Source organism: Microbacterium sp. ProA8 (genome assembly GCF_039905635.1).
In the GTDB taxonomy this organism is placed as follows: Bacteria; Actinomycetota; Actinomycetes; order Actinomycetales; family Microbacteriaceae; genus Microbacterium; species Microbacterium chionoecetis.
Genome location: NZ_CP157000.1, coordinates 3,226,592 through 3,239,313 on the forward strand (window position 1 = coordinate 3,226,592; position 12,722 = coordinate 3,239,313).

General features: G+C 69.4%; 13 protein-coding genes. 3 read left to right on the top strand and 10 right to left on the bottom strand.

Going from position 1 to position 12,722, the window contains the following annotated elements; genetic code table 11:
• Positions 1–126 precede the first annotated feature (126 nt).
• From ABG085_RS14560 to rplJ, 5 genes are all read right to left on the bottom strand, one after another.
• Positions 127–1,467 carry an extracellular solute-binding protein gene (locus tag ABG085_RS14560; protein ID WP_347976439.1) on the bottom strand — a complete coding sequence of 447 codons (1,341 nt, stop codon included), beginning with the start codon at positions 1,465–1,467 and terminating at the stop codon, positions 127–129.
• A 94-nt stretch (positions 1,468–1,561) separates the two neighbouring features.
• Entirely contained in the window at positions 1,562–2,485 is a 924-nt protein-coding gene (locus ABG085_RS14565) for a carbohydrate ABC transporter permease (RefSeq protein WP_347976440.1), read from the bottom strand.
• Positions 2,472–3,398, bottom strand: a complete 927-nt coding sequence (locus ABG085_RS14570) for a sugar ABC transporter permease (protein WP_163631350.1) — start codon at positions 3,396–3,398, stop codon at positions 2,472–2,474. Before ABG085_RS14570 ends, ABG085_RS14565 begins: the two co-directional genes overlap by 14 nt.
• 331 nt (positions 3,399–3,729) lie before the next feature.
• Complete coding sequence (rplL, locus tag ABG085_RS14575; protein WP_163619019.1) at positions 3,730–4,116, bottom strand: 50S ribosomal protein L7/L12; 387 nt, start codon at positions 4,114–4,116, stop codon at positions 3,730–3,732.
• Between the two features lie 44 nt (positions 4,117–4,160).
• Positions 4,161–4,676, bottom strand: a complete 516-nt coding sequence (gene rplJ, locus ABG085_RS14580; RefSeq protein WP_109211493.1) for a 50S ribosomal protein L10 — start codon at positions 4,674–4,676, stop codon at positions 4,161–4,163.
• 409 nt (positions 4,677–5,085) lie between these two features.
• Between rplJ and fdhA the strand changes: the two genes are divergently transcribed.
• Complete coding sequence (gene fdhA, locus ABG085_RS14585) at positions 5,086–6,306, top strand: formaldehyde dehydrogenase, glutathione-independent (RefSeq protein ID WP_347976441.1); 1,221 nt, start codon at positions 5,086–5,088, stop codon at positions 6,304–6,306.
• A gap of 55 nt (positions 6,307–6,361) precedes the next feature.
• Positions 6,362–6,760, top strand: a complete 399-nt coding sequence (locus ABG085_RS14590; protein WP_347976442.1) for a heme-binding protein — start codon at positions 6,362–6,364, stop codon at positions 6,758–6,760.
• Positions 6,761–6,790: 30 nt separating this feature from the next.
• Here ABG085_RS14590 and ABG085_RS14595 read toward each other — a convergent pair whose 3' ends face one another.
• Entirely contained in the window at positions 6,791–7,426 is a 636-nt protein-coding gene (locus ABG085_RS14595) for a VOC family protein (protein ID WP_347976443.1), read from the bottom strand.
• Between the two features lie 142 nt (positions 7,427–7,568).
• Between ABG085_RS14595 and ABG085_RS14600 the strand changes: the two genes are divergently transcribed.
• A complete protein-coding gene (locus ABG085_RS14600; protein ID WP_347976444.1) occupies positions 7,569–8,276 on the top strand; it encodes a YqaJ viral recombinase family protein in 708 nt (235 codons plus the stop codon).
• A 30-nt stretch (positions 8,277–8,306) separates the two neighbouring features.
• On the opposite strand, the gene ABG085_RS14605 is transcribed toward ABG085_RS14600, so the two are convergent.
• Genes ABG085_RS14605 through ABG085_RS14620 form a run of 4 tightly spaced genes read right to left on the bottom strand, consistent with a single transcriptional unit; the run spans position 8,307 to position 12,658 of the window.
• The gene (locus tag ABG085_RS14605; protein ID WP_347976445.1) at positions 8,307–8,810 is read right to left on the bottom strand and encodes a 2'-5' RNA ligase family protein; all 504 of its coding nucleotides are present in this window, start codon (positions 8,808–8,810) and stop codon (positions 8,307–8,309) included.
• Between the two features lie 49 nt (positions 8,811–8,859).
• Complete coding sequence (locus tag ABG085_RS14610) at positions 8,860–10,791, bottom strand: ABC transporter ATP-binding protein (protein ID WP_347976446.1); 1,932 nt, start codon at positions 10,789–10,791, stop codon at positions 8,860–8,862.
• Positions 10,788–11,705, bottom strand: a complete 918-nt coding sequence (locus ABG085_RS14615; protein WP_347976447.1) for an ABC transporter permease — start codon at positions 11,703–11,705, stop codon at positions 10,788–10,790. Before ABG085_RS14615 ends, ABG085_RS14610 begins: the two co-directional genes overlap by 4 nt.
• A complete protein-coding gene (locus ABG085_RS14620; protein ID WP_347976448.1) occupies positions 11,702–12,658 on the bottom strand; it encodes an ABC transporter permease in 957 nt (318 codons plus the stop codon). The genes ABG085_RS14615 and ABG085_RS14620 overlap by 4 nt, the downstream gene beginning before the upstream one ends.
• Positions 12,659–12,722: the final 64 nt, after the last annotated feature.

Consider the following 12,722-nt stretch of genomic DNA (forward strand, 5'->3'; position numbering starts at 1 on the left):
GGCGGCGGTCGCCGAGCGGTTCTTGGCATGCCCGCCCGGGACCGGACCCCTCATCACTTCGGTCCGGCCCCGTGCGGTTCTGGGGACGACGGGCCGCGCCTCGGGTGGACGCGGCCCGGCCGTCGGCTAGATGGCGGCGTCGTCGAGAGCCTGCTGCAGCTCCGCGATGAAGCTCTCAGCGGCGTCCTCGGGCGTCTGCTCGCCGAACAGCACGCGCTGGGTGTGCTGGTCGATGATCGTCTCGATCGCGCCACCGCCCGGCGGGGTCGCCGGCGGGGCGTCGCCGACGCGCGGCGCGATCTCGTCGAGGAAGTCCACGACCTCCTGGTTGACCTCGTCGAGCTTGGGCGTGATGTACTCGCGGATCTTCTCGTTCGCAGGCACGCCGCGTTCGGCGAGCAGCAGGTCGGCCGCTTCCTCGCTGTTCGAGAGGAAGTCGAGGAACAGCGCCACCTCGGCGGGGTACTCGGTCTTCGCGGAGGCCGACCAGAACATCGACGGCTTGTAGTACGCCGCCGCGCTCTCGCCCTCGTCGGGCGTCGGCACCATCAGCGGCTCGAGGTTCTGACCGCTCGCCTCGCGCAGCGCGGCGACCTGGTTCGACCACCACGGACCGAAGACCGACTGGTTCGTCGCCGTGAACGACTCGGCGAGGCCGGCCGACTCGCGCTCGATCGTGGCCGAGGGGTCGGGGGTGCCGCCCGCCTCGGTGACGTCGAGCAGGTTCTGCCACCACGCGGCCAGCGTCTCGGCGGATGCCGTCACCTCGGGCGAACCGTCCTCGGCGTAGAGGGACTCGCCGTGCTGGCGCAGCCAGTTGTTGAGTCCGCCGTCCTCGAAGCCCCAAGACTGCGAGCCGACCACGGCGCCGCCGCTCTTCGCGGTGACCTCCTCGGCGATCTCGTTGAGGTCGTCCCACGACCAGGTCTCGTCGTCGGGCAGCTCGATGCCGAGGCTCTCGAGCAGGTCGACGTTCGCCATGTAGGTGTAGGAGTTGATGCCGACGGGGATGCCGTACTGCGTGCCGTCGAGGGCACCGGTGCCGAGCACGGCATCGGGGAAGTCCTCGGTCGGCAGCTGGTCGCCGAGGGTGCCGAGGTCGAGCAGCACGCCGTTGGCGGCGTACGTCGACAGCTGCTTCTCGTCCATCTGGATGATGTCGGGGGCGTCGCCGGCGGCGACCGTCGTCGCGAGCTTGTCCCAGTAGCCCGCCCAGTCGGTGTACTGGGGCTCGATGGTGATGTTCTCGTGCTCGGCCTCGAAGGCCGCGATGAGCTCCTCGGTGATCCCGTGGCGGACGTCGTTGCCCCACCAGGTGAAGCTGAGTGTCACGGGCTCGTCTGACAGGGTCGGGCCGGTGTCGGCGGGAGCCTCCGTCGGTCCCGCGCACGCCGTCAGCGTCAGCATCGTCGCTGCGCCGACGGAGGTCAGCAGCAACCAGCGCGGTGCGGTTGTGGTGCGTCGCATGTCTTGCATCCTTTCGACCGAAGTCGGTGTGTGGGTGTTGGTGCGTGTGATGAGGGTGGGCACTGGGCCCGCGAAGGTGTGTGTGACGCGGACGTCACTTGATCCCGGTCGTCGCGATTCCCTTGATGAGGAACTTCTGGCCGAACAGGAAGATCAGGAAGATCGGGATGAGCGAGACGACGCTCATCGCGAACATCTGGGCGTAGTTGGTCGTGCTCTGGGCGTCTTCGAACGACCGCAGCGCGAGCGGGACGGTGTACAGCTCGGGCTTGGTCAGGAAGATCAGCTGCGAGAAGAAGTCGTTCCACGTCCAGATGAAGGTGAAGATGGCGGTCGTCGCGAGGGCCGGCACCATCAGCGGCAGGATGATCTGCAGGAAGATGCGCGGGTGGCCGGCGCCGTCGATCCGGGCCGCCTCATCCAGCTCCTTCGGGATGCCGCGGATGAACTGCACCATCAGGAAGATGAAGAAGGCATCCGTCGCGAGCAGCTTCGGCACGATCAGCGGCAGGAAGGTGTTGATCCAGCCCAGCTGCGAGAACAGCACGTACTGCGGCACGATGATGACGTGGATCGGGAGCATGATGCTCAAGAGCATCACCGCGAACCAGAACCGCTTGCCGCTGAACGGCAGCCGCGCGAACGCGTACGCGGCCATCGAGCACGACACCAGGTTGCCGATGATGCACCCGAGCACGATCAGCGCCGAGTTCCACATGTAGACGTTGAACGGATACGCCAGGGCGTTCCACCCGTCCACATAGTTCGAGACCTGGAAGCTGTCCGGGATGATGCTGGGGTCGCGGAAGATCTCCTCGTTCGGCCGCAGCGAGCTCACGACCATCCAGATCACCGGATAGAGCATCGCCAGCGCGAGCGCGATGAGCAGCGTGTGCCGCACGATGCTCGCCATCGGCTTGCGGAACGGGCTGCGCCGGCGGGCGCGCGGTGCGCGGCCGGTGACGATCGTCTCGGTCGCGAGCGGGGCCGTCATGGCGGCGTCGTCAATCTTGGTCATCGTAGAAAACCCAAAACCTCGAGGTCCAGAACATCAGGACGGTCAGAATGCCGACGATGACCAGCAGCAGCCACGCCATGGCCGACGCGTAGCCCATGTTGTAGTTGGTGAAGCCCTGCTGGTACAGGTACAGCGTGTAGAAGAGCGTCGAGTCGACCGGGCCGCCCGTGCCGCCCGAGACGATGTACGCCTGCGTGAACGACTGGAACGTGCCGATCAGCTGGAGCACCGCGTTGAAGAAGATGATCGGGGTCAGCAGCGGAATCGTGATGCGGAACAGCTGCTGCCGGCGGCTCGCGCCGTCGACGTCGGCCGCCTCGTAGTACATGGTGGGGATCTGGCGGAGCCCGGCGAGGAAGATCACCATCGGCGAGCCGAACGTCCACACGTTCAGGATCATCAGCGTGCCGAGCGCCGTGTCGGGATTGGAGATCCACCCCTGCCCCTGGATGCCGAAGACGGCGAGCACCTGGTTCACCAGGCCGTCGACCCCGAAGATCTGCCGCCAGAGGATCGCGATCGCGACGCTCGCGCCGAGCAGTGAGGGCAGGTAGAACGCCGAGCGGTAGAACGCGAGGCCGCGAAGGCCCCGGTCGAGCACGATCGCAAGGAACAGCGCGACCGCGAGCTGCAGCGGCAATGAGATGAACACGTAGCTGAACGTGACCTGCAGCGAGGTGGCGAGCCGCTCGTCGGTCAGCATCCGCGAGAAGTTCTCGAAGCCGATCCACTTCGGCGGGCTCAGCAGGTTGTACCGCGTGAACGACAGTCCGAACGATGCGACCATCGGGCCGATCGTGATCAGCGCCAGCCCGACGAACCACGGCGCCAGGAACAGGTACGCGGCCTTGTTCTGCTTCTTGCCGTCGGACTTCGCGGTCTTCAGCTTGCCGAGCTCGCTGACAGCGCTCATGCGTCTGCTCCACGGGCACGGCCTGGCGGCCGTGTTCTGGGGCGGTGCGTCGTCGTCACCGTGTCCTCCGGTCTCGTCTTCGAGGGTGAGAATGCGCTTTCTGGAATGCGCTTTCTCATTCTTGCCAGAACGGATGCCGAAGCGCAAGTCCTACAGAAAATCAGGTGTGATTCGAGACCGAACCGTGAGAAAGGGATTTCGCAGATTGCGCAGTCTCAGCCGCTGGTCAGACGTTCCCGAGGCATGACCAAGGCCCCGGATGCGGGGCATCCCGGGCATGACGAAGGCCCCGGATGCGAGCATCCGGGGCCTTCGTGATTCGCAGAGCGGGTTACTTGAGGGTAACCGTCGCGCCAGCCTCCTGGAGGGCGGCCTGAGCCTTCTCGGCGGTCTCCTTGTTGGCGCCCTCGAGGACAGCCTTGGGAGCACCGTCGACGACGGCCTTCGCCTCACCAAGGCCGAGCGAGGTGAGCTCGCGGACGACCTTGATGACCTGGATCTTCTTGTCGCCGGCGGCCTCGAGAACGACGTCGAACGAGTCCTTCTCCTCGACCTCTTCGGCGGGGGCACCACCGGCGGGGGCGCCGGCGGCCACGGCCACGGGGGCGGCGGCGGTGACGTCGAAGGTCTCCTCGAACGCCTTCACGAACTCGCTGAGCTCGATGAGCGTGAGCTCCTTGAACGCGTCGAGCAGCTCCTCAGTGCTGAGCTTTGCCATGATGATTCTCCTTGATAGTGGTTTTGCTACGCCGAGGCCCGATGTCAGGCCGCGGACTCCTGCTTCTCGCGCAGCGCGTCGACCGTGCGGACGGCCTTCGACGGGAGCGCGTTGAAGACGTATGCCGCCTTGGTCATCGAGGCCTTCATCGCACCGGCGAGCTTCGCCAGCAGGACTTCACGGCTCTCGAGATCGGCGAGCTTGTTGACCTCGTCAGCGCTCAGGGGGTTTCCGTCGAAGAAACCACCCTTGATCACGAGAAGAGGGTGTGCCTTGGCGAAGGCACGAAGACCCTTCGCGACGGAGACCGGGTCACCGTGCACGAACGCGATGGCCGACGGACCCTTGAGGTCGTCGTCCAGCGACGTGATCCCCGCGTTGTTCGCGGCGATCTTGGTCAGCGTGTTCTTCACCACGGCGTATTCCGCGTCCTGACGAATGCTGTTGCGCAGCTCCTTGAGCTGGGCAACCGTCAGACCGCGGTACTCGGTCAGCAGAACGGCGGTCGAGTCCTCGAAGTTCTTCGTGAGCTCGGCGACCGATGCTTCCTTCTGCGCCATGGCCACTCCTTGTGGTGTACGAGACGCTCCGCGGTGGCGGGGCGCCGGCCGGAGGCATCCGGTCATCATCTCGTCGCGGCAACAAAAAAGCTCCGGCGCAAGCGCACGGAGCGGGATTCCTGAATCCAGGAGAATCGTTCGTGACACCTGCGCGGGCCCCTGCGTTGCAGAGCTTCGATCTCCATGCGTTCGCACACACGTCGATGACCGGCGGTCTTCGGCTCCCACAAGGGTACGCGATCCCCTCGCTCCCGCCAAATCCGCGCCGCCCCCTGCCGGCAGTGCGGCACTCGCCCCGCGCTGCCGACGCCCGGCCCCGTTGCGCACGGCGTCGCCGAGGTACAGGCTCGCATCAGAACCGGCACGACCGAGTCGCGCGGTCATGCGCCGCGCGACGGAGAGGACGAAGATGTCCGGCAACAGGGCGGTCGCCTACAAAGGCCCCGGCGAGGTCGAGGTCGTCGACACGGATTACCCCACGTTCGAACTGAAGGACGGTCCGGGCGTCAACCCGGCGAACGTCGGCAGGAAAGTGCCGCACGGCGCGATCCTCAAGACCGTGAGCACGAACATCTGCGGTTCCGACCAGCACATGGTGCGCGGTCGCACGACGGCGCCTGCCGGCCTGGTGCTCGGCCACGAGATCACCGGCGAGGTGGTCGAAGTCGGCCCCGACGTCGAGTTCGTCAAGGTCGGCGACATCGTCTCGGTGCCGTTCAACATCGCGTGCGGCCGCTGCCGCAACTGCAAGGAGGGCAAGACCGGCATCTGCCTCAACGTCAACCCCGACCGGCCGGGCAGCGCCTACGGCTACGTCGACATGGGCGGTTGGGTGGGCGGCCAGGCGGAGTACGTGCTCGTTCCGTACGCCGACTGGAATCTGCTGATCTTCCCCGACCGCGACCAGGCCCTGGAGAAGATCCTCGACCTGACGATGCTCTCCGACATCTTCCCCACCGGGTTCCACGGCGCGTACACCGCCGGCGTCGGCCCGGGATCGACCGTCTACATCGCGGGCGCCGGACCCGTCGGCCTTGCCGCCGCGGTGGGGGCGCAACTGCTGGGCGCGGCGGTGGTCATCGTGGGTGATCTGAACGAGGACCGTCTCGCACGGGCACGATCGTTCGGCTGCGAGACCGTCGATGTGTCCGCCGGCGACCCCAAGGACCAGATCGAGCAGATCCTCGGTGTACCCGAGGTCGACAGCGGCGTCGACGCCGTCGGGTTCGAAGCGCGCGGACACGGAGCGGATGCGTCCCACGAAGCGCCCGCGACCGTTCTCAACTCGCTCATGGATCTGACCGCGGCGGGCGGTGCGCTCGGCATCCCGGGCCTGTACGTCACCGGCGACCCGGGCGGGATCGACGAGGCCGCGAAGGTCGGGTCGCTGTCGCTGCGCCTCGGACTCGGCTGGGCGAAGTCGCTCTCCTTCACCACCGGCCAGTGCCCGGTCATGCGCTACAACCGCCGGCTTATGATGGCGATCCTCCACGACAAGGTCGCGATCGCCGATGCCGTCGGCGCCACCGCCATAGGACTCGAGGACGCCCCGCAGGGGTATGCCGACTTCGACCAGGGGGCGGCGAAGAAGTACGTGCTGAATCCTCACGGGTACATCCCGTCCACCTGACCACGAGCGGATTCCTCGGTCGAGGCATCCGCTCGCCGACGAAAGGAACACCACCATGTCCGTCACCCTCGAAGACGCCCGTCGCGTCATCGCCGCCGCGGAGAAGCGCGCCGACGAGATCGGCCAGCCCATGAACATCGCCGTGGTCGACGCGGGAGGCAACCTGGTCGCCCACGTCCGCCAGGACGGCGCGTGGATGGGCAGCGTCAACATCTCGATCAACAAGGCCTGGACCTCGCGGGCATTCGACATCGAGACGAAGGCCCTCGGCGAGAACTCGCAGCCGACGCAGCAGTTCTACGGCATACACGCCACCAACGGCGGCAAGGTCGCGATCTTCGCCGGCGGCGTCCCCCTCTCCCGCGACGGCGCCGTCGTCGGTGCGGTGGGCGTCAGCGGCGGTTCGGGCGAACAGGACCAGACCGTCGCGGAGGCCGGCGCCGCCGCCTTCTGAGGCACTCGGGGCGGCCGCCGTGGTCGTGCGCTACTCGCGCCACGGGCAGAGGTCGACCTTGTGGCCGTCGGCGTCCGCGAGCGTCCACCACTCCGGCGCGTGGGTGTCGTCGACGATCACGCCGCCGGCGGCGAGCGCCGCCTCGAGGCGCTTCTCGATCACATCGCGCGGAGCGTTGACGTCGAGGTGCGACCTGCCGCGCAGCGGCTTGTCGACGGGCTGGAACCAGATGAGCGGCCCTCGGCCGTCGGCATCGAACAGCACGCCGTCGCGCACCTCGCGGAAGCCCGTCGCGGCCTTCCAGAACGCCAGCGCGGCGCGGGGATCGGGCGTCGCCACGGCGAGCATGAGGTCCTGCATCCGCTCGGTCTCGGCGCGGATGTCGAGCTCGCGGGCCGCCTGGGAGATCTGCGCGGCGAGCGCGGCATCCTTCGCCGTCAGGCCGCCCGCCGAATGGGTGAGCAGCCGCACGCGCACGGTGGCGTAGCGCACGTCGACGTCGGGATGGTGGTCGGCCGCCTCGGCGAGATCGGCGATCGCGGCGAACAGCTGCGCCCCGGCCGCGAAGCTGCCCGTGCGGAACAGGGCGAAGGCGCCGGTCACGCGGGGACGCCAGTCCTCGACACCCGGGAACGCGCGGAACTCGTCTGACGTGATGGTGCTCATGATCCCGAGGATGCCACCGCCACCGCCGAACGCAACCCCTCTCGCCGCACGGATGCCGCGACCGGCGACGTCGCGGGACGGACCCCGCGCCGCAGGTGCGTCGCAGGCGGCGGATGTCGGGTCGGCGGCGTAGCCTCGGAGGGTGAACCCCGAGCACGCCGCCGCACGCCCTTCGGCGCTCGCGGCGCATGCCCCGGACGTGGCCGCCCGCATCGTCGCGGACTCGCGGGACCGCGTCGCCTGGGTGCGTGCACGGTCGCGCGGCATCACCGCGACCGATGTGGCGAGCCTCACGTCCGACCGGGCCATCGGCCGTGCCGCCGACGCCAAGCTGCTCGGCTCGGGTTTCTCGGGCAACGCCTACACCGCGCACGGACGTGCGCGTGAGCCCGAGATCGCCGGGTGGGTCGCCGCGACCCACGGCATCCAGCCCTCGTCGGCGCTCTTCCACGCCGTCGTCGAGAAGCGGCACCTCGCGACCCCCGACGGCATCGCCGTCGACGGGACGGGCCGCATCACCCTCGCCGAGATCAAGACGACGAACAAGGCCTGGCGCAGCATCCCGCGCTCGTACCTGCGTCAGGTGTGGTGGCAGCAGCACGTGCTGGGTGCCGAGCGCACCCTCGTCGCGTGGGAGCAGCACGACGGCTTCGTGCCCGTCGGCGATGAGCCGCGCTGCGCGTGGGTCGATCGCGACGAGGCCGAGATCGCGAAGCTCGTGCGCCTGGCGACCGCCCTGATCGACGAGCTGTACCTGCGCACGATGCGCTCGCGTCAGCAGCCGGAACGGATGCCTCAGCCGCCGACCACGCCGCGCGAGCCGTTCCGCGCGCTCGCCCTCGCCGACTGACGCGGCGGGCCGCGCCGGCTCGGCCACGCGTCATCGGATCGTGGTCACGCGCCGGGCATCGGCGTCCCACACCCGCGCGCCCGTCGCCTGCCCGACGATGTTCGGCGCCTTGATCAACCGCATGGCTGTTGCGAGCCGCGCGGCCGTGAGCCCCCGGGCCAGAGTGATGTGCGGCGTCCACCGGTCGACCCCGGTGTTGGAGTAGTGCGGCTCGGGCCGGCCGGCGATCTCTGCGACGACGCGGTGGATCGCCAGGAGCGGCGTGCTCACGACGACATGCCGCGCGAGCACGTAGCGATCTCGATGACCCAGGAGCACGACTCCCGCGAGCTCAAGGGCGACCGGGAGCAGGTCGGCGATGTCGTCGAACGCCGACGGATCGAGCCGGTCCCGCACCGCGAGCGTCAGGTGTGGACGGTTGCTCGGTGCGGGATTGCGTCCCGAGCTCGGCAGATCGGCCCCGAGCAGCCGATCCCAGTCTTCCCGGACCGCGCGGTCGAGCTCGGCATCTGGAATCAGTTCGACGCTGAACACGCCTCCATACTCCTCGAACCGACCGTGCCGCGCGATGAAGACCCGGCGCTCACCGTGCCTGTCCCGACGCCTCGACCTTCGCTTCCTCCACCGACGCGGCTTCCACATCGTCGCCGGCGACCCCGTCCGGGGCTCCCGCATCGATGCCTGCATCCTCGACCTCGGCGCCCGCCCGCTCCGGATCCCAGCCGGGCTTCGGCACCGAGTCGATGAGCAGCCGCGTGTACTCGTGCTGCGGGTGGGCGAGCAGCTCGGCCGTGCGTCCGCGCTCGACGATCTCGCCGCGACGCATCACGACGGTCTCGTCGCACACCCGCCGGACGACCGCCAGGTCGTGGCTGATGAACAGCACCGTGAGTCCGCGCTCCCGCCGGATGCGATCGACGAGGTCGAGCACCTGTGCCTGCACCGACACGTCGAGCGCGCTCGTCGCCTCGTCCATCACCAGCACGTCCGGCTCGATCGCGAGGGCGCGCGCGATCGCGACGCGCTGCCGCTGCCCTCCCGACAGCGTCCGGGGCCTCGCCGCCGCGTGCTTCTCGCCGAGCCCCACCTGGGCGAGAAGGTCACGCACCCGCGACCGCGACTCGGACGCGCTGAGCCGCTTCTCGCCGCCCGCGGCGCCGTGCAGGCGCAGGGCGTCCTCGATCGCGCGGCCCCCGGTGATGCGCGGGTCCAGCGACAGATAGGGGTCTTGGAACACCATCTGCACGCTGCGCGCGTGCGCCAGTCGCTCACGGCGGCCGCGGGGAACCGCCGTGCGTGCACGTGCATCGATGCGGATGTCGCCGCGGTCGGCGCTCTCGAGGCCCACGATCATGCGCGCCAGCGTCGACTTGCCCGAGCCCGACTCCCCCACCACGCCGAGTGCGCCGCCACGCGGCACGGTGATCGTGGCATCGATCACCGCCTGCACGGGCTCCTTCCCGCGGCGGTGATAGGTCTTGGCGATCCCGATCGCCTCGAGCATCGGCGCGTGCACGGACGACTCGGTCCGAGCGGATGCGTCACCGCCGGCATCCGCCGCATGGCCGTGCACAGATTCGGAGCCTTTCGACGACACGCCGGTGAGTGGATGCCGGCGACCGGTCTGTCGGGAAGAGTCTCCGACGCTGTTCCCGGCCAGCGTCCGCGGGCTCGCGAAGAGCGTCGGGGTCGCGGCGACGAGGCGGCGGGTGTACTCCGCATGCGGGTCGCGCAGCACGTCGCGTGCGCGCCCCTGCTCGACGATGCGCCCGCCGCTCATCACGTAGACGCGGTCGCAGAGCGAGGCGGCGAGGTTGAGGTCGTGCGTGATGAAGAGCATGCCCATGCCCCGGCGTTCGCGCTGTTCGCTGAGCACGCCGATGATCTCGGCCTGCGTCGTGACGTCGAGGGCGGTGGTGGGCTCGTCGCACACCAGCAGTCGCGGCGACGTGGTGAGCGCCCCCGCGATCATGACGCGCTGCAGCATGCCGCCCGAGAACTCGTGCGGATACTGCCCCAGGTGCTCCTCGGGGCGCGGCAGGCGCACCGCGGTGAGCAGTTCGACGGCGCGTGCTCTCGCGGCATCCGCCGACCATCCCTCGGCCAGCCGCAGCGCCTCGGTCAGGTGGTCGCCGATGGTGCGCATCGGATTGATGCCGGCGCGCGGGTCCTGGAAGATCATGGCGGCGCCGTGGCGACGGAGCCCGCGCAGCTGGGGCGCGGTGGCGGTCAGCACGCCCGCCCCGCCGAGCACGACGTCGCCTGTGGTGACGGCGCGCGCGGGAAGGAGCCCGAGCACGGTGCGGGCCGTGAGCGATTTTCCCGAGCCGGACTCACCGACGAGGCCGACCGTCTCACCCGCGCCGACCGAGAGCGAGATGCCGTGGAGCAGCCGCGCGCCGTCGGCGAGGTCGAGCGTCAGATCACGGATGCCGAGCAGCGCGCCGCCGTGCAGCGCAGGCGGCTCGAGGGCTCCGGCCGCGGCCGGCTCGGCGACGGAATCGTGTTCGTTCATGCCGGGATCTCCCCTCCGATGCGGTCGGAGACCTCTTCCCCGATGATGTTGACCGCCACGACGACCACGACGACGGCGACCGCCGGCACGATCGCGGGCAGGAAGTGCCCGCCGATGAGCCCGGCCTGCGCCTCGTTGATCATCGCGCCCCAGTCGGCGGTCGGCGGCTGCACGCCGAGGCCGAGGAACGACAACGCCGCCAGTTCCGCCAGGACGTAGCCGAAGTTCAGCGTCGACTGCGCGCCGACGATCGGGGTGACGTTCGGCAGCACGCGGCGCAGCGCGATCCACGGCCCGGAGAACCCCTGAACGCGGTATGCCGCGACGTACGGCCGGTTCCGCTCCGTGGCGACGAGCGACCGGGTCAGCCGTGCCACGAACGGCGCGTAGGCAATGCTCATGGCGATGACCGGCGCCACCAGGCCCTTGCCGAAGAGCGCCACCGCCATGATGGCGATCAGCAGCGACGGGAAGGCGAAGAGCACGTCGAACACGCGACCGAGCGCGGCATCGATCCAGCCGCCGCGCCAGCCCGCGAGAAGACCGAGCAGGATGCCGAGCACGGTCGACGCGATCACCACGAGGAGCGGCCCGAGCAGCGCCGTGCGCGCGCCGTAGATCAGGCGGCTGAGCGTGTCGCGTCCGAGGCCGTCGGTGCCGAGCCAGTGCGCGGCGCTCGGCCCGGCGTTGACCGCGGCGAAGTCGACGGCGTCGGGGTTGTACGGGGCGAGGAACGGCGCGAAGATCGCGGCCAGTGTCATCGCCGCGACGACGCCCAGCGCGATCGCCAGGGTGAGGCCGGCGCGCCGCCGGCGCGGCGCTCGCAGCACACCGACGGCGAGCGTCGCCGGACTCGTGCGCTTCGAGAGCGCGGCCGGAGCGCCGGTCGCGGGCGGAGGGGTCGTGGAGATCATCGGGCACCGGCTCCGGCAGCGGATCGCGGATCGATCCAGGGTTCGAGGACGTCGATCACCGCGTTCACGAGCACGAACGCGGTGACGACCAGGAGGACGATCGCCTGCACGACCGGGAAGTCCAGGCGGTCGACCGACTGCACCAGCAGCGAGCCGATGCCGGCCAGGCCGAAGGCCGCCTCGACGATGGAGCTCGACACGAGAAGCCCGGCCACCAGCATCCCGCTGACCGTGAGAATCGGTCCGACGGCGTTGCGGAAGACATGACGCCGCACAACCGTGCCACGCCGGATGCCGCGGCTGATCGCCACCTCGACGTGCTCGCGGTCGAGCTGGTCGATCATCGACGAGCGGGTCACCTTGCCCACGAGCACGACGAACACGATGGCGAGGGCGATCGAGGGCAGCACCAGGTGGTACAGCGTGTCCCAGAATCCGTCGCCCGAGCCGAACGAGGGGAACCAGCCGAGCTGCACCGCGAACACCGCGATGAGCACGATCGAGCCGACGAACGACGGGACGGCGCCGAGCACGGTGAGCCCGATCAGGATCGAGCGGTCGGCGACGCGCCCCCGCGAGAGTGCGGCGAGCGCGCCCGCGGTCAGTCCGACGATCGCGATCATCGTCCCTGCCATGACCACGAGGCCGAGCGTGACCGGCAGTCGCTCGCCGAGCACGACGGTGACGTCCTGCCGGTACTGCAGCGAGCGGCCGAGGTCGCCGTGCAGAAGCCCTCCCACCCACGTCAGGTACTGCTGCCACGGCGGCAGGTCGAGTCCGTACTGCGCGGTGATCTGCGCCACGGCCTCGGCGCTCGGCTTGCGCCCGCGCAGCAGGAACGCCACGGGGTCACCCGGCACCAGGAAACGCGAGAAGAAGACGAGGACGGATGCCAGGAACAGCGTGAGCAGCAGACCTCCGAGCTTGCCGGCGATCCGGCGTACGGCGGTCATGATGCGACGCCGTCCGCGAACGAGGCCGGACGGGGCCCGGCAGTCCGGGCCGGGCTGCCACTCA

Coding starts and splice junctions, on each gene's coding strand:
- ABG085_RS14560 (WP_347976439.1), bottom strand. CDS start 1,467: ATGCGACGCACCACAACCGCACCGCGCTGGTTGCTGCTGACCTCCGTC.
- ABG085_RS14565 (WP_347976440.1), bottom strand. CDS start 2,485: ATGACCAAGATTGACGACGCCGCCATGACGGCCCCGCTCGCGACCGAG.
- ABG085_RS14570 (WP_163631350.1), bottom strand. CDS start 3,398: ATGAGCGCTGTCAGCGAGCTCGGCAAGCTGAAGACCGCGAAGTCCGAC.
- rplL (WP_163619019.1), bottom strand. CDS start 4,116: ATGGCAAAGCTCAGCACTGAGGAGCTGCTCGACGCGTTCAAGGAGCTC.
- rplJ (WP_109211493.1), bottom strand. CDS start 4,676: ATGGCGCAGAAGGAAGCATCGGTCGCCGAGCTCACGAAGAACTTCGAG.
- fdhA (WP_347976441.1), top strand. CDS start 5,086: ATGTCCGGCAACAGGGCGGTCGCCTACAAAGGCCCCGGCGAGGTCGAG.
- ABG085_RS14590 (WP_347976442.1), top strand. CDS start 6,362: ATGTCCGTCACCCTCGAAGACGCCCGTCGCGTCATCGCCGCCGCGGAG.
- ABG085_RS14595 (WP_347976443.1), bottom strand. CDS start 7,426: ATGAGCACCATCACGTCAGACGAGTTCCGCGCGTTCCCGGGTGTCGAG.
- ABG085_RS14610 (WP_347976446.1), bottom strand. CDS start 10,791: ATGAACGAACACGATTCCGTCGCCGAGCCGGCCGCGGCCGGAGCCCTC.
- ABG085_RS14615 (WP_347976447.1), bottom strand. CDS start 11,705: ATGATCTCCACGACCCCTCCGCCCGCGACCGGCGCTCCGGCCGCGCTC.
- ABG085_RS14620 (WP_347976448.1), bottom strand. CDS start 12,658: ATGACCGCCGTACGCCGGATCGCCGGCAAGCTCGGAGGTCTGCTGCTC.